Origin of the sequence: Mycolicibacterium brisbanense (assembly GCF_001570425.1) — a bacterium.
GTDB lineage: Bacteria > Actinomycetota > Actinomycetes > Mycobacteriales > Mycobacteriaceae > Mycobacterium > Mycobacterium brisbanense.
The window spans coordinates 85,638-105,129 of record NZ_BCSX01000011.1; the positions used below are offsets into that span (position 1 = coordinate 85,638).

At 68.1% G+C, this 19,492-nt stretch carries 17 protein-coding genes and 1 tRNA gene; 13 read left to right on the forward strand and 5 right to left on the reverse strand.

Features of this window, described 5'->3' with window-relative positions:
* Positions 1–20 precede the first annotated feature (20 nt).
* On the forward strand, positions 21–614 hold the full coding sequence (locus tag RMCB_RS04655) for a TetR family transcriptional regulator (protein WP_062827841.1): 594 nt from the start codon (positions 21–23) through the stop codon (positions 612–614).
* Here RMCB_RS04655 and RMCB_RS04660 read toward each other — a convergent pair.
* A complete protein-coding gene (locus tag RMCB_RS04660; RefSeq protein ID WP_062827842.1) occupies positions 611–1,513 on the reverse strand; it encodes a LysR family transcriptional regulator in 903 nt (300 codons plus the stop codon). The two genes, RMCB_RS04655 and RMCB_RS04660, sit on opposite strands and share 4 nt — an antisense overlap.
* Before the next feature lie 92 nt (positions 1,514–1,605).
* On the opposite strand from RMCB_RS04660, the gene RMCB_RS04665 reads away from it, so the two are divergent.
* Positions 1,606–2,031 carry a VOC family protein gene (locus RMCB_RS04665; RefSeq protein WP_029370026.1) on the forward strand — a complete coding sequence of 142 codons (426 nt, stop codon included), beginning with the start codon at positions 1,606–1,608 and terminating at the stop codon, positions 2,029–2,031.
* Between the two features lie 30 nt (positions 2,032–2,061).
* On the opposite strand, the gene RMCB_RS04670 is transcribed toward RMCB_RS04665, so the two are convergent.
* Positions 2,062–2,631, reverse strand: coding sequence for a DUF488 domain-containing protein (locus tag RMCB_RS04670; protein ID WP_062827843.1), 570 nt, complete (start codon positions 2,629–2,631; stop codon positions 2,062–2,064).
* A 173-nt stretch (positions 2,632–2,804) separates the two neighbouring features.
* Positions 2,805–3,209, reverse strand: a complete 405-nt coding sequence (sodN, locus tag RMCB_RS04675; protein ID WP_029370024.1) for a superoxide dismutase, Ni — start codon at positions 3,207–3,209, stop codon at positions 2,805–2,807.
* A gap of 180 nt (positions 3,210–3,389) precedes the next feature.
* On the opposite strand from sodN, the gene RMCB_RS04680 reads away from it, so the two are divergent.
* On the forward strand, positions 3,390–3,761 hold the full coding sequence (locus RMCB_RS04680) for a S24 family peptidase (protein ID WP_234791991.1): 372 nt from the start codon (positions 3,390–3,392) through the stop codon (positions 3,759–3,761).
* Positions 3,762–3,839: 78 nt separating this feature from the next.
* Here RMCB_RS04680 and RMCB_RS04685 read toward each other — a convergent pair whose 3' ends face one another.
* The gene (locus tag RMCB_RS04685; protein ID WP_062827844.1) at positions 3,840–4,844 is read right to left on the reverse strand and encodes an FUSC family protein; all 1,005 of its coding nucleotides are present in this window, start codon (positions 4,842–4,844) and stop codon (positions 3,840–3,842) included.
* Between the two features lie 285 nt (positions 4,845–5,129).
* On the opposite strand from RMCB_RS04685, the gene RMCB_RS04690 reads away from it, so the two are divergent.
* The 8 genes from RMCB_RS04690 to RMCB_RS04730 all read left to right on the forward strand — a co-directional run bounded on the left by RMCB_RS04690 (position 5,130) and on the right by RMCB_RS04730 (position 16,921).
* Positions 5,130–5,579: an Hsp20/alpha crystallin family protein gene (locus tag RMCB_RS04690; RefSeq protein ID WP_131805485.1), complete on the forward strand. Its 450-nt coding sequence runs from the start codon at positions 5,130–5,132 to the stop codon at positions 5,577–5,579.
* 106 nt (positions 5,580–5,685) lie between these two features.
* Positions 5,686–8,232 carry an ATP-dependent Clp protease ATP-binding subunit gene (locus RMCB_RS04695; RefSeq protein WP_062827845.1) on the forward strand — a complete coding sequence of 849 codons (2,547 nt, stop codon included), beginning with the start codon at positions 5,686–5,688 and terminating at the stop codon, positions 8,230–8,232.
* 47 nt (positions 8,233–8,279) lie between these two features.
* Positions 8,280–11,621, forward strand: coding sequence for a formate dehydrogenase (gene fdh, locus RMCB_RS04705; protein ID WP_234791993.1), 3,342 nt, complete (start codon positions 8,280–8,282; stop codon positions 11,619–11,621).
* A 19-nt stretch (positions 11,622–11,640) separates the two neighbouring features.
* Positions 11,641–12,627: a 4Fe-4S dicluster domain-containing protein gene (locus tag RMCB_RS04710; RefSeq protein ID WP_062827848.1), complete on the forward strand. Its 987-nt coding sequence runs from the start codon at positions 11,641–11,643 to the stop codon at positions 12,625–12,627.
* On the forward strand, positions 12,624–13,709 hold the full coding sequence (nrfD, locus tag RMCB_RS04715; RefSeq protein WP_062827849.1) for an NrfD/PsrC family molybdoenzyme membrane anchor subunit: 1,086 nt from the start codon (positions 12,624–12,626) through the stop codon (positions 13,707–13,709). Before RMCB_RS04710 ends, nrfD begins: the two co-directional genes overlap by 4 nt.
* Positions 13,710–13,762: 53 nt before the next feature.
* On the forward strand, positions 13,763–14,887 hold the full coding sequence (locus RMCB_RS04720) for an acyl-CoA dehydrogenase family protein (RefSeq protein WP_234791994.1): 1,125 nt from the start codon (positions 13,763–13,765) through the stop codon (positions 14,885–14,887).
* A gap of 7 nt (positions 14,888–14,894) precedes the next feature.
* Positions 14,895–15,749, forward strand: coding sequence for a phosphate/phosphite/phosphonate ABC transporter substrate-binding protein (locus RMCB_RS04725; protein WP_062827851.1), 855 nt, complete (start codon positions 14,895–14,897; stop codon positions 15,747–15,749).
* On the forward strand, positions 15,746–16,921 hold the full coding sequence (locus tag RMCB_RS04730; protein WP_062827852.1) for a hypothetical protein: 1,176 nt from the start codon (positions 15,746–15,748) through the stop codon (positions 16,919–16,921). The genes RMCB_RS04725 and RMCB_RS04730 overlap by 4 nt, the downstream gene beginning before the upstream one ends.
* Before the next feature lie 123 nt (positions 16,922–17,044).
* Here RMCB_RS04730 and selD read toward each other — a convergent pair whose 3' ends face one another.
* Complete coding sequence (gene selD, locus RMCB_RS04735; protein WP_062827853.1) at positions 17,045–18,019, reverse strand: selenide, water dikinase SelD; 975 nt, start codon at positions 18,017–18,019, stop codon at positions 17,045–17,047.
* A 43-nt stretch (positions 18,020–18,062) separates the two neighbouring features.
* Between selD and RMCB_RS04740 the strand changes: the two genes are divergently transcribed.
* Together RMCB_RS04740 and selA are read left to right on the forward strand one after the other, a co-directional pair.
* Positions 18,063–18,158, forward strand: a tRNA-Sec gene (locus RMCB_RS04740).
* Between the two features lie 30 nt (positions 18,159–18,188).
* Entirely contained in the window at positions 18,189–19,490 is a 1,302-nt protein-coding gene (gene selA, locus RMCB_RS04745; protein ID WP_062827854.1) for an L-seryl-tRNA(Sec) selenium transferase, read from the forward strand.
* Positions 19,491–19,492: the final 2 nt, after the last annotated feature.

The window sequence follows — 19,492 nt, forward strand, 5'->3', positions numbered from 1 at the left end:
TAGAAGGACCATACTAGATCGTGGCACCTCCGCGGAAGCATGAAACCGACGCGATTCTCGACGCGACGCGCGCACTCGTCTTGGCCGACGGTCCGCGGGCGGCGAGCGTCGCCGCGATCGCCCGGGCCAGTGGGGCGCCGGCCGGGACCCTTTATCACCGCTTCGGTAACCGCAACGGCATCGTCACAGCGGCATGGGTACGGGCGCTGGAGCGGTTCCAGACCCGCGCGATGGCCGCGACGGGCCAGACGCCGTTGGAGGCCGCTGTCGCGATGGGGGTTGCGGCGGTCCAGTTCGCCAGGGCCACTCCCGACGACGCCCGGCTACTGCTGACCATCCGGCCCAGTGATCTGCTCGACGGCGAGCCGGATGCGGACTTCGAGACCCGGCTGGCCACCATGAATGCTCCGCTGATCGAGCGGGTGCGCGAACTGGCCCGCGGGGTGTTCGGCAACGACGAGGCGCGCACGATGGACGCGATGACCCGTGCCGTGGTCGACCTGCCGTATGCCGCGGTCCGTCGGCACGCCGACGATGCGCAGTGGCCCTCATGGCTCGAGGAAGATCTGGAGCAGGCAGTGCGGGCCTTGCTGTCGGTCGATCTGGCCGGTTAGCCGGGTTCGACGGTGATCCGGGCGTTTTGCGCGATCTCGACGAGCGCGCGGGCCAACACCGAACCGGGTTCGGCGGCATTGGTGACCAACGCGACCGTCGCCGTCACCGACGGATCGTCCAGCTCCACCACCCGTACCCCGGCGGGTGGGCGCAAGGTCCGCAGCCAGGTTTGGGGCACGATGCTGGCCCATTGGCCGGTGCTGACGTGTGCCAGCAGGGAGACCACCGAATCCGCCTCCAAGCGCGGGGTCAGGGTGAGACCGTGCGCGGCCAACGCCGAATCGAGAAGTTGACGGCCCCGCATGCCCGTATTAAGCAGGCACAGCGGCAGTTCCGATACGTCCGCCCATGTCGTCGGGTCGGGTTGGCTCGTCAGCAGATCGCCGCTGGCGATCAGCACCTGACGTTCCTGGTAGAGCGGCGTGACGAGTAGTTCGGTGGTGTTCTGGCCATCCGGATAGATGATGCCCGCATCGAGTTCGAAGCGACGGATGCGCTCGACCACGCCCGCCGAGCGCAGGCTGCTCTCCAATTGCACTCGCACCAACGGATGTTCGAGGCAGAACGGGTTGGTGAGCAAGGCCACCGTGCTGGACGCGGCGGGGATGACACCGAGCCGTAGTTCGCCGGTCAGGCCGGTCTGCAGCGCGGTCACCTCGTGGATGAGAGCGTCGTGGTCGGCCAGGATGCGCCGCGCCCACAGCACGAGCCGTTCGCCTTCCGGGGTCAGCCCGTCGAAACTCTTGCCGCGCCGCACCAGCGGAACCTTCAGCTCGTTCTCCAGCTTGCGGATGGCCTCTGACAGCGCCGGCTGCGACACGTAACACGCGGCGGCAGCGCGGGCGAAGTGCTTCTCTCGAGCGAGCGCCACGAAGTATTCCAGCTGGCGAAAGAGCATGAACAATCAGACCACGGTTGATAGGCGAGGCTTATCGGCATGTCGAAATTTCCCGTTGGACGTCCGCGCTGAAGGACGGTCAGACTGAAATCATGGGCAACGAGATCAATGTCACCGTCACATCGTGCGTCGTGCGGGTGACCGACCTGAGCCGGTCCGTCGACTTCTATCGCGCCATTTTCTCGTGCCGGGTCGCGGTGCACACCGAGGACATGGCATTGCTGTTGACGCCCAAAGGCTTCCAGATCTATCTGCACGCCAAGGAGCCTTTCCTGGAGCGCGGCATCGGTGTGCTCGGTGTGCAGCACCTGGTGTGGTCCACCGACAGTGCGGCCGACCTCGAACAGCTCACCCGGCGCCTGCAGGCCTACGATCCCGCGACTTACGTCCACACCGATGACGAGACGGGCTTGATCTTCGTCGACGCCGTCGGGCCGGATTTCGAACGGATCATCATCACTCACCCGAGCCCGACGGAACTGCCCCGCACCGCCATCGCCGATCGGCTGCGCGGCTGACCACTGACGTCAGATGCACATATCCCGGACTCACAGAAGCGTCGGTTGGTCAGGCGGGTAGGACACCGACGTGCCATCGACCTGTGCGAAGCGGGTGAGCGTGTGCATCCGGTAGTCATTGGCGGACAAGATCTCCACGGCGGGAACACCGTGCGCATGCAGTGCGTCGGCGACCAAAGAGCGGTGGCAGCGCCACGGGACTGCCTCGGCACACATTATGCACGTGCGTTTTTCGCGGCCGAGCAGGATCAAGTTCTCGATCGCACGCTGGAACTCCTCGGTCTGCATGTAATCGGCGTAACCGCGAAAGCTCTTGTTCTTCCAACCCGTATTGGGTGAGTCCTTCCGCGCGTGCCGCAACCCGCCCAACGCCGGCAGAGGCACGTATTCGATGTCGTGAGCTCTCAAGCTGGCGGACAGCTCACTGTCGTTGAACTGGGGATTGTGCCGCGAGCGTGGAATCGTGCGAATGTCGACGAGTCGTTCGACGCCGTAGCTCTTCAGCAGGGCGACAAAGGCCTCGATCGGTAGCGTCGAATGCCCGACGGTGAAGATCGCGCCGACGGGCCAATGTGCTTCTTGTGGTGGAGGTTCGGTCATCCAGCAGCGATAACCCTCCGGACTTGTTCTACGCCTGGATGATTCGCGGATCGCGTCAGTGCGCCCTCTCGCGCGTTGTCGCCGTCTGCAGCCTATTGCGCAATCGAAGCTGCAGACGGGTCGACCGCTGAGGTCTGTGGTTGAAATCAAGCCCGATTGACGACCGAATCGGGTCAGGACTTCTTGGTCTCCCAGAAGATCTTGGCGATCTCGTCGATCTTGTCGAGGAGTTGTTGCGCCACCTCCGGGTCGACCGAGCCCTTGGTGCCGGACGCACCGGCAAGCTTGGTCGCCTCGTTCACCAGCTGATGCAGCTGGGGGTACTTCTCGAAGTGGGGCGGTTTGAAATAGTCGGTCCACAGCACCCAGAGGTGGTGCTTGACCAGTTCCGAACGCTGTTCCTTGATGATCAGCGCGCGGGTGCGGAACTCGGGGTCCTCATTGGCCTGGTACTTCTCCGCGATGGCCTTGATTGATTCGGCTTCGATCCGCGCCTGAGCCGGGTCGTACACACCGCAAGGCAGATCGCAGTGTGCGCGGGCGATGACGCGAGGGGCGAGGAAGGACGGCAGTCGCATATGACTCTCCTGTACCAACATGAAAACTGCTGTGCGGGTAGGCAGTCCACGCACAGAGCGGATCGATCCGTCACTGCGTCGACTCCTTGTTGTGACATTACTCCTGAACCGGATAACCAGGCTGACAAAGTGGTAAACGTTCCTTGCGGTAATCCGCATCCTTTCGCGTACGGTTCGGTCGTGACCTGGGCCTCGCGCGCGACGATGATGGCGGCACTCGTCGCCGCGGCGGGCGTCGGCTGGGTGTGGTCGCGGGTGTTCACCGTGGGCGTTTCCGGTCCGTCGATGGTGCCGACGCTGCATGACGGTGACGCGCTCGTGGTCTACCGGGCGCAGCGGGTGCGACCCGGTGACCTGGTGATCGCACGGTTCGACAGCCGGCCCGATCTGCTCGTGGTCAAACGGGCCATCCGGCCGTACCGCGGCGGATGGTGGATCGAAGGGGACAACCCCCTGGTGACCGACGACTCGCGCAAGTATGGAGCGGCTACGGTGACGGCCCGGGTCTTGTTCCGGTATTGGCGGGCATCAGCGCGGCCGCCGGTCCGCTAGGGCGCACCCGGCGGCCAAATACTCGGGTGCCACGCCTAGGCCGTCCACGCACTGAGAACGATTCCGGGAGAATCGAATTCAAGTTATGGTGGTTCGGTCCCTGATGATCAGCGCGACCATGACCGCGGCGCCGACACCGATGACGGTGTCGATGCCGCGGTAGGCGAGTAGTTCGAGCGGTGCGGCCGGTTGGGCCAGGTCGGTCATCAGCATGATCAACGGCGTGAAGAAGCCCAGTGCCACCGCATGGTGATGGGCCATGAACAGCTCGGTCGGGAACAGCAGCGCCATCACGCAAATCGCCAGCACGTACTCGCTCGGTTGCGGGATGAGCAGGATTGCGGCCACGATGAGGCCGATGAACGTCCCGCCGAGGCGGTGGATGCCGCGGCGGACGCGCCCGGTGGCGTCGGCGGCAGCCAGCGGACCGGCGGCTGCGGCCATCGCCCAGTTGGCGTGGTCCACGCCGAGTGACAGCCCCGCCGTCCCGGCTCCGGCAATGGCGATCGCGTAGCGGCCCGCGTGCATCAGCACGTCGCGGCGGTTTGGGGCGGGCGGGCGTGGCTGCCGCCGCGAACCACGCGGTGCGTCGAGAACCCCGAGCAGGATGCACAGTAAAGCCGTTGCGGCACATATGGATATCGCCGAACTGCCCGACACCCGGCCGGCTGGGACGGTGGCCACCGCGCCGAGGGCGAACAGGCCGTAGAACGGCCCCTCGGGTTTGAGGGCGAGAAAGTCAGTCGTCACCGACCCGACGGCCGCAAACGCCACCGCGGCGAGCACCAGGACAGCGGGCGCGATGTGAGAATTGCCCAACGCGACCCCGATGGACACCCCGAGTATCAGGAACACCGCACCCTGGGTCTGGTGTGCGAGCCGACGCTGCCGCGACTCCGTCCGGCCGTACATCCCGGTGATCGCCCCGAACACCGCGTAGATCATCAAGTCAGGGCGTCCGGCCGACAACAGCGCCACACCAGGCACGGCCAACCCGATGGCCACGCGCAGCGCCGGGCGGTGATCGCCCATGGGGGGAGTCATGGCGACGCGCACCCGGGTGTACACCTGCACGGCGCGCATGGGTTCACTCCGATCGATCAAAGGGTTTGTCGGACAACAAAAATGAGGTTGCCGCACCGCGATGCCGTCGTCAAAGCGGAAGTTCCGAGGTGATGATCGGCGACGCCTATCGGTGCAGCGTATGGGCCGTCGATCGGCCGCGCCTATCACGCGGTCGGAGGCAAGTCTTGGACGCGACCCGGGTCGGGGGGACAGGCTTGAACCATCCGATATTCCGCACAGAAGGAGTGACGATGAAGAGATTGTTGCCCGGCCCGCCCGCCGGCCGGTACGGGTGACCCGGCAGTGGCGGATTCGACATGGCCCGGCGGGGAAGAGCATCCGTGGACCTTCGACTCGCTCTGCATGCAACTGTCCGGGCTGATCCGCGATTGCGCCACTGCGCCGGGGCCGCAACAGGCGTTGCCGGTCGACGTGGCAGAGACGGCAGAGGCGTATGTGATCGAGATCGAGCTGCCCGGAATCACCACGAGCGACGTGCGTGTCGACGTCGTGGGCAATGAGATTCGCGTCCGCGGGGATGTCCCGCGTCGCGACAACGCCGGGAAACTCCGCTATCACACCCGGCGCGAGGGCCACTTCGACAACCAAGTCGCATTGCCCAGCGACGTCGACCCCCTGCGCACCGCTGCCACGCTGCGCGACGGTGTGCTGACGGTACGCGCACCCAAGGCTGCCGATGACGGGCTGGCGGCCGTCGAACCGGTGGCGGTACCCGTGACGGGCCCGCTATGAGGACCACAGTCCATTCCAAAAATGTTGTGAATCCGGCGATCTGGCGATGCAATGATCGATTGCAGATCGCCCTTCCATCAATCCACCATGGTTAGGAGCTTTTCTGATGAGTGATTTCGACGATTTCTTCGACGACGTGTTTCAGCGGTTTTTCGGTCCGGGTGCCCGCTCGCGGCCGCCGGTGCAGCAGGTAGACCTCGGCAGGCTCCTGACCGACAGCGCCAAACAGCTCGTGGGCGCGGCCCGCGATGCCGCGGTCGAATGGGGCAACCCGGAGATCACCGCCGAGCACCTGCTGTACGCCGCCGCCACCCATGAGCCGACCCGCGACGCCATCGCCGGTCTGCAACTGGACCCCGATCAGGTGGCCGAGCAGATGAAGGCGGCTGCCGGGTCCGGCAATGTCGTGGGCGGCGGCACCCCGACCTTGAGCCCGTCGGCCAAGCGGGCCCTGCGCGTCGCGCAGCAGCACGCCGCCCAGGCCGGGCAGAGCTACGTCGGCCCCGAGGACATCCTGCTCGGGATCGCGGCGACGCCCGACACGCCGGCGACCAAGGCGCTGGCCGGCGCGCCCAGTCTGCGCGCCGCGTCGTCCGGCAAGCAGCAGCCCGCCAGCGACACTCCCACCCTCGACCAGTACGCCCGCGACGTGACCGCCGATGCCCGCGCAGGCAAGCTCGACCCGGTCGTCGGCCGCGCCGACGAGATCTCCCAGACCGTCGAGATCCTGTCCCGGCGACGCAAGAACAACCCTGTGCTCATCGGCGATCCCGGCGTCGGCAAGACCGCGATCGTGGAGGGCCTGGCGCAACGCATCGTCAACGGCGACGTGCCCAAGACGCTGGCCGACCGCCGCGTCGTCGCCCTCGACGTCGGATCGCTGGTCGCCGGCAGCAAGTACCGCGGCGAGTTCGAGGAGCGGCTGACCAAGATCCTCGACGAGGTGCGGGAACACTCCGACGAGCTGGTGGTGTTCATCGACGAGCTGCACACCATCGTCGGCGCCGGCTCGACCGGTGAAGGTTCGATGGATGCGGGCAACCTGCTCAAGCCGGCCCTGGCCCGCGGTGATCTCAACGCCATCGGCGCCACCACCATCGACGAATACCGCCGCTACATCGAGAAGGACGCCGCCTTGGAGCGCAGGTTCCAACCCGTGATGGTGTCCGAGCCGTCGGTCGACGACACCATCGAGATTCTGCGCGGGCTGGCCGATGTGTACGAAGAGCACCACCAGGTGCACTTCAGCGACGAGTCCCTGGTGGCCGCGGCGGAACTGTCGGACCGCTACATAACCGACCGGTTCCTGCCCGACAAGGCCATCGACCTGATGGACCAGGCCGGGGCTCGGGTGCGGCTGCGCACCAAGACGCCCAGCGCCGATGCCAAGAGTCTCGAAGAGCAGCTGGCCCGGCTCAACCGCGAGAAGGACGCCGCGGTGGCCGCCGAGGACTTCGAGAAGGCCAATGAACTGAAGAACGAGATCGCCAAGGCCGAGAACTCCAAGGAACAGGTCGGCGAGACCGGGGCCGGCGCCCAGCCCGAGGTGACCGTCGTCGACATCGCCGAGGTGGTGTCGCGGCAGACGGGCATTCCGGTCACCGAGCTGACCGCCGAGGAACGCGACAAGCTCATGGCACTGGAGGATGTGCTGCACAATCGGGTCGTCGGGCAGGAGGACGCCGTCACGGCGGTGGCCGAGGCCGTGCGACGCTCACGTGCCGGGCTGGCGGACCCGAACCGGCCGATCGGCTCGTTCCTGTTCCTCGGCCCCACCGGCGTCGGCAAGACCGAGTTGGCCAAGGCGCTGGCCGAGGCGGTGTTCGGCGACGAGGCCCGGATGATCCGCTTTGACATGAGCGAGTTCCAGGAGAAGCACACGGTGTCGCGGTTGGTCGGCTCCCCGCCCGGCTACGTGGGTTACGAGGATGCCGGTCAGCTCACGGACAAGGTTCGGCGCCAACCGTATTCGGTGATCTTGTTCGACGAGATCGAGAAGGCGCACCCCGACGTGTTCAACGTGCTGCTGCAGCTGCTCGACGACGGCCGGGTGACCGACGCGCAGGGCCGCACAGTGGATTTCAAGAACACCATCGTGATCCTGACGAGCAACATCGGATCGGATCTGATCCTCGATGCCCCCGACGGCGACGTCGAGAAGATCACGCCGCAGCTCCTGGAGTTGCTGGGCACCCGGTTCCGGCCGGAGTTCCTCAACCGCATCGACGAGACCATCGTCTTCCACCGGCTGGACAAGGCGCAGCTGCGGCAGATCATCGGGCTCATCCTCGACGGCACGCGCAGGTTGCTGCACGCGCAGGACATCGAGCTCGACGTGACCACCGCGGCCGAGGACTGGCTGGCCGAACAGGGCTTCGATCCCAAGTTCGGGGCCAGGCCACTGCGCCGGACGGTGCAGCGGCAGCTGGACAACAAGCTGTCCGGTCTGCTGCTGAAAGGCACTGTGCGCTCGGGTGATACGGTCCGGGTCGACGCTGACGCGAGCGGTCTGGTGATCGAGACGGTCAGTCCCCGTGGCACGGAGGGCACGGCCGACACCGACGGTGAGGCGACGGCTTCCGAGGACGGGCAGGTGGCGGCCAAGAAGGCCACCAAGAAGAGCCCGAAGAAGACGACGGCCAAGAAGGAGTGAGGTGATTCAGACTGATGAGCCGGCGTTCGCGTACTAGCCTCGACTCCATGGCAGGACCGAAGTTCTTTCTCCAGTGGCCTGTGCTGCGCCAATTCAGCTCGGGTGACCTGCTGGGTCGTGGGCCCGCGGTCACCTCCGCGCGCACGCGTGCCATCGAGCCGCGTACCTCGACTGCCGACCGGGTTGTGCAGTCGGTGTGCCCGTACTGCGCGGTGGGCTGCGGCCAGCGGGTGTACGTCAAGGGCGAGAAGGTCGTGCAGATCGAGGGCGATCCCGATTCGCCGATCTCGCGGGGGCGGCTCTGCCCGAAGGGCTCGGCCAGCGAGCAGCTGGTCAACTCGCCCGGCAGGCAGACCGAGGTGCTCTACCGCGCGCCGCGGGCCACGCAATGGCAGAAGCTGGACCTCGACACCGCCATCGACATGGTGGCCGACCGGTTCATCAAGTCGCGTCGCTATACGTGGCAGGAGCGTGACGAGCAGGGCAGGCCACTGCGCCGGACCATGGGCATCGCATCGCTCGGCGGCGCCACGCTGGACAACGAAGAGAACTATCTGATCAAGAAACTCTTCACGGCCGCGGGCGCCATCCAGATCGAGAACCAGGCGCGTATTTGACACAGCGCCACGGTTCCCGGTCTGGGAGCCTCCTTCGGTCGCGGTGGCGCGACGCAACCCCTGCAAGACATGGCCAATGCGGACTGCATTGTCATCCAGGGCTCCAACATGGCCGAGTGCCATCCCGTGGGCTTCCAGTGGGTCACGGAAGCGAAGAAGCGCGGGGCCACCGTGATTCACGTCGATCCGCGGTTCACCCGCACCTCGGCGGTCGCTGACAAGCACATCCCGATCCGGGCCGGCTCGGACGTGGTGTTGCTCGGCGCGTTGATCAACTACATCCTGACCAACGACCTGTGGTTCAAGGAGTATGTGGTCGCCTACACCAACGCGGCCACGCTGATCAACGAGAACTACCGCGACACCGAGGATCTCGGTGGTCTGTTCTCGGGCTTCGATCCCGAGACGGGTCAGTACGACCCGTCCACGTGGTCGTACGCCGACGCCGACGGCGGGAAGATCGGGTCGCCGGGCCAGGAGGAGTCGGGCGTCAGCGCATCGCACCGGGCGTCCGGTCATCAGTACGGGAGCGGCGGCCCGCCGCTCGAACACGCCGGGGTGCAGCGCGACGACACCTTGCAGCATCCCCGGACGGTGTTCCAGATCGTCAAGCGGCACTACGCCCGCTACACCCCGGAGATGGTGCGCGACGTGTGCGGCATCAGCGTCGCCGACTTCGACTATCTGGCCCGGACCGTCACGCAGAACTCGGGCCGCGAACGCACCACGTGCTTCGCCTACGCCGTCGGTTGGACCCAACACACCCTCGGTGCCCAATTCATCCGCACCGCAACCATTTTGCAGCTGTTGCTGGGCAACGTCGGGCGTCCGGGCAGTGGCATCATGGCGCTGCGCGGGCATGCCAGCATCCAGGGCTCGACGGACATCCCGACGCTGTTCAACCTGCTGCCGGGTTATCTGCCGATGCCCAAGGCGGGCAGCCACGACACCTTCGCCGAGTACGTGGAGGCGGTCGGGTCCAAGAAGCAGAAGGGCTTCTGGGCCAACGCCGACGCGTACGCGGTGAGCCTGCTCAAGGCGTGGTGGGGTGACGCCGCGCGGGAGGACAACGACTGGGCGTACGACTATCTGCCGCGGCTCAGCGGCCCGCACGGTACGTACCAGACGGTGATGTCGATGCTCGACGACGAGGTGGAGGGGTACTTCCTGCTCGGCCAGAATCCGGCGGTCGGGTCGGCACACGGCCGCATGCAGCGGCTCGGCATGGCGCACCTGAAATGGCTTGTGGTGCGCGATCTCAACCTCATCGAATCGGCGACCTTCTGGAAGGACTCGCCCGAGATCGCGTCGGGCGAGCTGCGCACCGAGGACATCGAGACCGAGGTGTTCTTCCTGCCCGCGGCCACCCACGTCGAGAAGGCCGGTTCATTCACCCAGACGCAGCGCCTCCTGCAGTGGCGCCATCAGGCTGTCGCCCCGCCCGGGCAGTGCCAGAGCGAGCTGGACTTCTTCTTCAAGTTGGGCCAGCGGATCCGGGCCAAGCTGGCCGGGTCGACCGACGAGCGGGACCGCCCGCTGCTCGATCTCACGTGGGACTATCCCACCGACGAGCATGGCGATCCGTTGCCCGAGTCGGTGCTCGCCGAGATCAACGGATGCCACCTGACCGGGCCGGACGCCGGCAAGCCGTTGTCGACGTTCAACGAGCTGCGCGCCGACGGGTCGACCGCCGCGGGCTGCTGGATCTACACCGGGGTGTACGCCGACGGTGTCAATCAGGCCGCCCGCCGGGCGCCTGGCGGCGGCCCTTCACCCAGCCAGTCCGAGTGGGGCTGGGCGTGGCCGGCCGACCGGCGGATGCTCTACAACCGCGCGTCGGCCGATCCGGACGGCAAGCCGTGGAGTGAACGCAAGAAATACGTGTGGTGGGACGAGCAGCAGGGCCGCTGGGTGGGCGACGACGTGCCCGACTTCCCGGTGGACCGGGCGCCGCACAGTCAGCCCGATCCGGCGCTGGGTGGGCCTGCCGCACTGGCCGGCGACGATGCGTTCATCATGCAGCCCGACGGCAAAGGATGGCTGTTCGCGCCGCGCGGGCTGCTCGACGGGCCGCTGCCCACGCATTACGAACCGCAGGAGTCGCCCGTCGCCAACGCGCTCTACCCGCAGCAACAGAGTCCGTCGCGAGTCATCTTCCCGCGCAAGGACAATCTGAGCGCGCCCAGCGCCGGTGACCAGGGAGCCGACGTCTACCCCTATGTCTTTACGACGTACCGGCTCACCGAGCACCACACGGCAGGCGGGATGAGCCGTTGGCTGCCTTACCTTTCCGAGCTGCAACCGGAGATGTTCTGCGAGGTCTCGCCGGAGCTGGCTGCCGAACGCGGCCTGGAGCCCTACGGCTGGGCCACCATCGTGTCGCCGCGTGCGGCGATCGAGGCCCGCGTGCTGGTGACCGAGCGCATGACGCCGCTGAATATCGGTGGCCACACGGTGCACCAGATCGGCCTGCCGTATCACTGGGGAGTCGGTGGCGACGCCGTGGTCAGCGGTGACGCCGCCAACGATCTGCTGGGCCTCACGCTCGACCCGAACGTGCAGATCCAGGAGTCCAAGGCCGGGTCGTGCGATATCCGGCCGGGCCGCAGGCCGCAGGGGCCCGCGCTGCTGCAGTTGATCGAGGAGTACCAGTCCCGGTCCGGCGCGACGACCGAGACGGACAATGTGAGGATCACCGACCCCGCGCGGGAAATCGTCGACCCGCCGGTCGGCCGCGACGATCCGGACAAGGAAGGATGGTCACGGTGGTGACGTCCGGGAGGGAGCGCTGATGGGTCAGTTCGCGGGGCCGAGCGATCCGGCCGCCGACGCGCACTGGGCAGAGCGCACCGCGGAACGCAAGGGTTTCTTCACCGACACGTCGATCTGTATCGGTTGCAAGGCCTGCGAGGTGGCGTGCAAGGAGTGGAACCAGAACCCGCGTGACGGCGACCTCGAGCTGCTCGGCTCGTCCTACGACAACACCGGCGCGCTCGGCGCCAGCACGTGGCGCCACGTCGCGTTCGTCGAGCAGAACCGGGACCGCATCGAGGAGGCGCGCGAGTCCGGCCGTGCCCTGGTGGGCCTCGGGATGCCCGGTATCGGCAGGCCGGTGGCGCCCATCGACACCACACCGCCCGACACCCCGGAGTTCCGCTGGCTCATGGCCTCTGACGTGTGCAAGCACTGCACGCACGCGGGCTGCCTGGATGTGTGCCCGACGGGCGCGATGTTCCGCACCGAGTTCGGCACCGTGGTGGTGCAGGCCGACGTGTGCAACGGCTGCGGCACGTGTGTTGCCGGGTGCCCCTTCGGCGTGGTGGAGCGGCGCAGCGACGGCACCTTCGCCACGACGACCGGGCCCGGTGACCGCAAAGGCGAACAGCCCGAGGTACCCAAGCGCGGCATCGCGCAGAAATGCACGCTGTGCTACGACCGGCTCGTCGAGGACGAGACCCCGGCGTGTGCGAAGACATGCCCGACGACGTCCATCAAGTTCGGCAACCACGACGACCTCGTCGTCGAGGCCCGTGAGCGGGTGGCGCAGCTGCACGCGCAGGGCATGACCGAGGCGAGGCTCTACGGCGCCAACGAACTCGACGGGGTCGGTGGCACGGGTTCGGTGTTCCTGCTACTCGACGAACCCGAGGTCTACGGCCTGCCGCCGGATCCGCGGGTGTGCACCGCCGATCTGATGACGATGTACAAGCGGGCCGGCATCGCCGCGCTGGGAATGGTTGCCGCGGCGGCATTTTCGTTCCTCAAAGGCAAGTCATGAGCGAATTCGACAGCTATCGGCCGCCCGAGCCGCCGCGTCGTCGACGGGGCGGCGGCAAGCGGCGTCGACGCGGTGCCGGAGCAGGCGGGGACGGCGCTCGTGAGATGCCGATGGTGCCGGAGGCCGAATTCACGTCGTACTACGGCCGTCCGGTGGTCAAGCCGCCACCATGGGGTCACGAGGTCGCGGCGTATCTGTTCCTCGGTGGGGTCGCGGGCGGGTCCGGTCTGCTGGGGCTCGGTGCACAGCTGACCGGCAGGCCCAGGCTGCGGCGCAACGCACGGCTGGGAGCGCTGGGCGCCGTCGGCCTCGGCGCGGTGGCGCTGGTCGCCGATCTCGGCAGACCCGACCGGTTCTACAACATGATGCGCACCTTCAAGATCACCTCGCCGATGAGCGTGGGGTCGTGGATCCTCTCGGCGTTCAGCGGTGGGATGGGCGTCGCGGCGGTCGCCGAAGTCGACCGCATGACAGGGGAGCGGCTGCCGCTCGGGCCGCTGCGCCCGGTGCTGCGGGCCGTCGAGGGTCCGGCCGGGCTCGAGGCAGGCGTGTTCGCCGCGCCGCTGGCCGTCTACACCGCAGTCCTGTTGTCCGACACCGCGAATCCGACGTGGAACGACGCACACCGCGACCTGCCGTTCGTGTTCGTCTCTTCCGCGAGCCTCGCTTCGGCGGGGCTGGCCATGGTCACCACGCCGGTGGCCGAGACCGGCCCGGCGCGCACGCTGGCCGCGCTCGGGGTGGTCGGCGACATCACGGCCATGAAGCTCATGGAGCGGCGCATGGACCCGGTCGCGGCCGAACCGCTGCATCACGGGACGGCGGGCGAGATGCTGCGGTGGGCCGAGCGGCTGGCCGTCGCCGGTGGGGTGGGTGCGGTGCTCGGCGGGCGCAACCGCCTCGTCGCCGCGATCTCGGGCCTGGCGTTGATGGCGGCCTCGGCGTTGACCCGGTTCGGCGTGTTCGAGGCGGGCATCCATTCCGCCAAGGACCCGCGGTACACGATCGAACCGCAGAAGCACCGGCTAGCCGCGCGGCGCGCAGCAGGCATTACCGACGACTCGATCACCACGGCGGGCTGAAGCGGTACGGTGGCGGGCGCTGTGACTGGCCCGCCTACGTACCGAGGTTGTCTGTGGATTCTGCGCTGTGTTCTGCCCTTGATGAAGTCGTCGGTAACGTCATCGGACCCGCGGCCGCGGCCGTCGACACGGGCGGTGACTTTCCCCGCGAATCGGTCGACGCGCTCGCGAAGGCGGGGTTTCTCGGCCTGCTGAGCGCACCCGAGTTCGGTGGCAGCGGCGGCAGCCTCGGCGACGCGGCCGAGGTGGTGCGGACCATCGCATCCGTCTGCGGTTCGACGGCGATGGTGCTCACCATGCACTATGCCGCGGTCAGCGTGCTCGAACGCTTCGCCGACGACGACGCCCGGTCAGCCATCGCCACGGGCCGCCATCTGAGCACCCTGGCGTTCTCCGAAGTCGGCTCCCGGAGCCACTTTTGGGCACCGGTCGGCACCGCCGCGCGCGGTGACGGCGACACCGTGTTGCTCGACTCCCGCAAGAGTTGGGTCACCTCGGCCGGCCATGCCGACAGCTATGTGTGGTCGAGCCGTCCGCTCGCCGCCGAAGGCCCGATGACGCTGTGGCACGTGCCCGCCAGCGCAGAAGGACTCGCGGTCGCCGGGTCGTTCGACGGTTTGGGTTTGCGCGGCAATTCGTCGGCGCCGATGACCGCGACCCAGCTCGCGGTTCCCGCATCGGCGATGCTCGGCGGCGACGGCCAGGGCCTTGATTTGGCGCTTGAGTCGGCGTTGCCGACGTTCCTGGTGCTCAACGCGGCCTTCTCGCTCGGATTGATGCGGGCGCTGATCGCAGCCGCAGGCACGCATCTGGCGGGCAGCCGCCTGCAGCATCTCGATCAGAGTTTGGCCGAACAACCCGAGCAGCGTCGTGCCTACGCACGGCTGCTGACGCTCGTCGACGGGGCCGCCCTGTTCGTCGACGACACGCTGGCTGCCTTGGCGACGGGACGCGCCGATGCGATGCTGCGGGTTCTGCAGGTGAAAGCTGTTGCGGCGGAGGCAGCTTCGGAGGTCGCCGACGGCGTGATGCGGTTGTGCGGCGGCTCGGCGTTCCGTAAGGAGCTGGGCATCGAACGCCGATTCCGCGATTCCCTCGCGGCCCGGGTCATGGCGCCCACCACCGAAGCTCTGCACGATTTCGTCGGTCGCGCCGCGTTCGGCCAACCACTACTGTGAGGCAACGATGACTCTTCTGCTGGGCGCTGTGGCATACGACCCCAAGGTGGTCACCATCTGGTCGGGGTTCCGAGAGTGGTTGCGCCAGAACGGCCTCGATTTCGACTTCGTCCTGTACTCGAACTACGAGCGGCAGGCCGAGCATCTCGTCGACGGTCGCATCGACGTGGCCTGGAACTCGCCGCTGGCGTGGTTGCGTTGTGAGCGGCTGGCGGCGGCAGCGCGCGGCCGCAAGGTGTCGTCGCTGGTGATGCGCGACACCGACCAGGATTTGACCTCGGTTTTCGTGGTCCGCGCGGATTCACCACGCCAGACCCTTGCCGACCTCAAAGGAGCGCGGCTGGCGCTGGGTGCCGTGGATTCTCCGCAGGCCACGCTGATTCCGTTGGCCACGCTGGCCGATGCAGGCCTGCTCGCCGGGCGGGACGTCACCGTCGATCGCTTCGACATCGGCGTCGGCCTGCACGGCGACCACATCGGTGGCGAGCGCGACGCCGTGCGGGCTGTGCTGGACGGTAGTGCGGACGCCGCCGCGATCATCGACACCAACCACCTCGGCTTCGGCCGGGACGGCACGGTGCCTCCGTCCAGTCTCCGGATCATCGGTCAGACAACGCCTTTCGACCACTGCAATCTCACCGCGATCGACACCGCACCCGCCGCTGAGGTCGAGAAGCTGGCCGAGTTGCTGCTGTCGATGTCGTACACCGACGAGACCGTGCGGCCCCTGTTGGACCTCGAAGGCCTCACCCGGTGGCTGCCCGGGCGTACCAGCGGCTACGACGTGTTGAACACCGCGGTGGATCTGCTCGGCTTCTACGACACGGCAGGAACCGTCACCGCAGCCGATTACCGGCCGTGAACCAGCGGGTCGACCTCGGCGACCTCGGGTTCGACAACGGCGCGCACCTGCTGGTGCAGCGCGCGCTGGCTTCCGTGCCGCCGGGCGGTGTCGTCGAAATCGTCGGTCGCGCACCGGCTCTCGCGGTCGATCTGCCGGCCTGGGGGCGGCAGTACGGGCACCGGGTGACCCGCCACGACGACTATTGGACCATCGAACCGGGTGGACGTGACCGCTGGGCGGGCGCCGAACGCGCGGGCACGCCCGCCCCGGACGGAATCGTCGCCTCCGCCCCCGCACATTGGGGCCTGGCCGCGCGGGGCGCGCTGGTCGAACGCGGCGGCGCGCCATCACCTTTCGACATCCGCGACCGGGACCTGGTGTGGGCCGACATCGCGCCGAGCCTGTACGCGCACGCCGCCGCCGAACAATGGGATCCGGCGACCGCGGTGCAATGGGACGCGTCGTTCGACATCCACCCCGACGTCGACCGGGCCGTCGTGCAGGTGATGACGTATCTGGTCGAGAACGAGCAGGCCGCACTGGTGGTCCCGGCCAAACTGCTGGCCCGCATCCATCCGCATTTCCGCGAGGTCCTGCAGCTGCTGGCCGTGCAGGCCGCTGACGAGGCCAGGCATATGGAGGTCTTCACCCGCCGTGCCCTGCTGACGGGTCTGCCGATGGGCACCTCGACCGTCGGCGGAAGGCAGTCGCTGGCAACGCTGCTCGACGAGGCCGACTTCTCCATGGCGTCATTCCTGTTGTCCGTGCTCGGCGAAGGCAGCTTCCTCAACCTGCTCGAGTTTCTCGACGTGCACGCGCCGGATCCGGTGACCCGCGACGTCACGCGGCTCGCCCGCCGCGACGAGGCCCGCCACGTCGCCTTCGGGGTGGCGCACCTGCGCTATCAGGCCGACCGTGACGCCCGCGTGCTCAGCCAGCTTCGCGGTGCCGTCGAGCGTCGGTATTCGGCCCTCGTCGACACCGCGGGCCTCAACGCCGACGTGTTCGACTCCCTCGTGCTGCTCGCGGCGGGCAGCTGGGAACCGGCCGCGATTGCGGCGGGATACCGCGCCGTGCTCACGCTGCAGGACGAGATGGATCAGGGGCGGCAACGGCGACTGGTCCACCTGGGTTTCCCGGCCGACGAGGCCGCCGACATCTCCGCGCTGCACACCAGGAACTTCATGTAGGTCCCGGCGCGGTGGGCGGTCGAGGTAACCGGCCTACCGCGAGCGTGAAGCCTCTGCGAGTCTGAGCGCCGGATTTCGCAGAGAGTTCACACTCGTGGAGACGAATTCAGTCCAACCTCGCCATCAGCGCACCTCGATGCCGCTGCCGACCACGGTGTGGCCGACGACGGGATAGCCGGGGACCTCACCCACGACCAGCAGCCCGCCGGAGGTCTGCGCGTCGGCGAGCAGCAGCAGATCGTCCTCGGAGACGGCGGCGCGCACGTGCGGCCGCACCCATTCGAGATTGCGGCGGGTGCCGCCCGAGACGTACCCGTCGCGCAGCGCGTCGAGCGCGCCCTCGACGACGGGCACCGCGGCACGGTCGATCACCGCGCCCACACCGGAGGCCCGGCACATCTTGTGCAAGTGCCCGAGCAACCCGAACCCCGTGACATCGGTGGCCGCGCGGGCGCCCGCCGCCAGAGCAGCCTCGGACGCATCTCGGTTGAGCGCGGTCATCGTCGCGAGCGCCTCGGCGAACACCTCGCCGGTCTGCTTGTGCCGGTTGTTCAGCAGGCCGACGCCGATCGGCTTGGTCAGCGTCAGCGGCAGTCCTGGCTGGGCGGCGTCGTTGCGCAGCAACCGGTTCGGGTCGGCGACGCCCGTCACCGCCATGCCGTACTTCGGTTCGGGATCGTCGATCGAATGTCCGCCGATCACCGGGCACCCGGCCTCCGACGCCACTGCGAGCCCGCCGCGCAACACCTCGGTCATCAGTTCCATCGGGAGGGTTTCGCGGGGCCACCCGACCAGGTTGATCGCGACGACGGGGCGCCCACCCATCGCGTACACGTCGGACAGCGCGTTGGCCGCGGCGATGCGACCCCAGTCGTAGGCATCGTCGACCACGGGTGTGAAGAAGTCGGCCGTCGAGAGCACCGCGAGATCGTCGCGGACCAGGACGGCTGCCGCGTCGTCGCCGTCGTCGAGCCCGACCAGGACATGGTCACCCGACTGGCCGACCAGCCCGCGCACCGCGTCTTCCAACTCGCCGGGCGGGATCTTGCAGGCGCATCCGCCGCCGTGGGCGTAGCCGGTGAGACGAACGGAATCCATGGCGTCAATGTAGCCGTCGAGGGCATTGGCTAAGTTGAGCGGCGGAGGCGTTTGGGTTCCTGGTGGTCCCCCCGGTCTTCAAAACCGGTGAGATCGAGTATCTCGGTCTGGCGGGTTCGATTCCCGTCCGCCTCCGCCAGTTTCCGTTGTCGACGCTCGAGGAGGGCAGGTGACTCAGCCCGACCCGCGTCGGCACATACCGCGCACCGATCAGCTGTTGGCAATGCCGCAGGTGCGAGAAGCGCGGATCCGGCTGGGCGAGAGTGCTGTGCGCGCGGTGGTGCTCAAGGCTCAGCAGCAGGCCCGGCAAGGCACTCTGCCGGTCGACGAGGTGGCGGCGGCAGTGGTGGCCGGCTTGGCCGAGCGGGCGCCGGTGTCGCTGAGGCCCGTGCTCAACGCCACCGGCGTGGTCGTGCACACCAACCTCGGCCGCGCACCGCTGTCACAGGCCGCGGTGGACGCCCTGGTCTCCGCGAGCGGGTACGTCGACGTCGAGTTGGACCTCGGCACGGGTACGCGATCGAAGCGCGGCGTCGCCGCCCGGGAGGCTCTGCTCGCCGCGTGTCCGGCGGCCGGGGATGCGCTCGTCGTCAACAACGGGGCCGCCGCGCTGGTGCTGGCCACCACCGCGCTGGCGGCGGGCCGGGAAGTGGTGGTGAGCCGCGGTGAGCTGATCGAGATCGGCGCGGGATTCCGCCTGCCGGACCTGATCGCGTCGACCGGGGCCCGGCTGCGGGAGGTGGGTACCACCAACCGCACCCATCTGCGGGACTACACCGACGCGCTCGGCCCGGACACCGGATGCGTTCTCAAAGTCCACCCGAGCAATTTCCGGGTCACCGGTTTCACCTCGGGGGTGTCGCTGGCCGAGCTGCGTGATGCCTTGCGGGACAAGGGTGTACCGCTCGTGGCCGACTTGGGCAGCGGGTTGCTCGCACCCGATCCGTTGCTGCCCGACGAACCCGACGCCGCGACGGCCCTTTCCCATGGAGCCGACGTGATCACCGGCAGCGGTGACAAGCTGCTGGGCGGTCCGCAGGCCGGCATCGTGCTCGGCCGGGCCGAGATCGTGGCCCGCATGGCCCGTCATCCACTAGCGCGCGCCGTGCGTGCCGACAAGCTGACCCTCGCCGCGCTGGAGGCGACGCTGTGTGCCGGGCCTGCCCCGGTCACCCAGGCATTGCACGCCGACGCCGACGCGCTGCGGGCCCGCGCCCAACGCATCGCCGACGCCGTCGGTGCGACCGTGGTGCCGCACGACGGGCGTGTCGGTGGAGGCGGTGCACCCGGCGTCCCGCTGCCCGGATGGGCGGTCCGGCTGCCCGAAGCCGCAGCGGCCCGGCTGCGTGCCGGCGATCCCGCGATCCTGGCCCGCGTGCACGACGGCGCCTGCCTGGTCGACCTGCGCTGTGTACCGGAGGCCGACGACGAGCGGGTGCTGGCCGCGGTGAAGGCCGCGCTGGACGGTTGACG

What these genes read in the sequence shown, in the direction of transcription:
- sodN (WP_029370024.1), bottom strand. Translation starts at nt 3,209, where the DNA reads ATGCGACTGCCGTCCTTCCTCGCCCCTCGCGTCATCGCCCGCGCACAC.
- RMCB_RS04665 (WP_029370026.1), top strand. Translation starts at nt 1,606, where the DNA reads ATGGGCAACGAGATCAATGTCACCGTCACATCGTGCGTCGTGCGGGTG.
- nrfD (WP_062827849.1), top strand. Translation starts at nt 12,624, where the DNA reads ATGAGCGAATTCGACAGCTATCGGCCGCCCGAGCCGCCGCGTCGTCGA.
- RMCB_RS04685 (WP_062827844.1), bottom strand. Translation starts at nt 4,844, where the DNA reads ATGCGCGCCGTGCAGGTGTACACCCGGGTGCGCGTCGCCATGACTCCC.
- RMCB_RS04660 (WP_062827842.1), bottom strand. Translation starts at nt 1,513, where the DNA reads ATGCTCTTTCGCCAGCTGGAATACTTCGTGGCGCTCGCTCGAGAGAAG.
- RMCB_RS04710 (WP_062827848.1), top strand. Translation starts at nt 11,641, where the DNA reads ATGGGTCAGTTCGCGGGGCCGAGCGATCCGGCCGCCGACGCGCACTGG.
- selD (WP_062827853.1), bottom strand. Translation starts at nt 18,019, where the DNA reads ATGGATTCCGTTCGTCTCACCGGCTACGCCCACGGCGGCGGATGCGCC.
- RMCB_RS04695 (WP_062827845.1), top strand. Translation starts at nt 5,686, where the DNA reads ATGAGTGATTTCGACGATTTCTTCGACGACGTGTTTCAGCGGTTTTTC.
- RMCB_RS04725 (WP_062827851.1), top strand. Translation starts at nt 14,895, where the DNA reads ATGACTCTTCTGCTGGGCGCTGTGGCATACGACCCCAAGGTGGTCACC.
- RMCB_RS04670 (WP_062827843.1), bottom strand. Translation starts at nt 2,631, where the DNA reads ATGACCGAACCTCCACCACAAGAAGCACATTGGCCCGTCGGCGCGATC.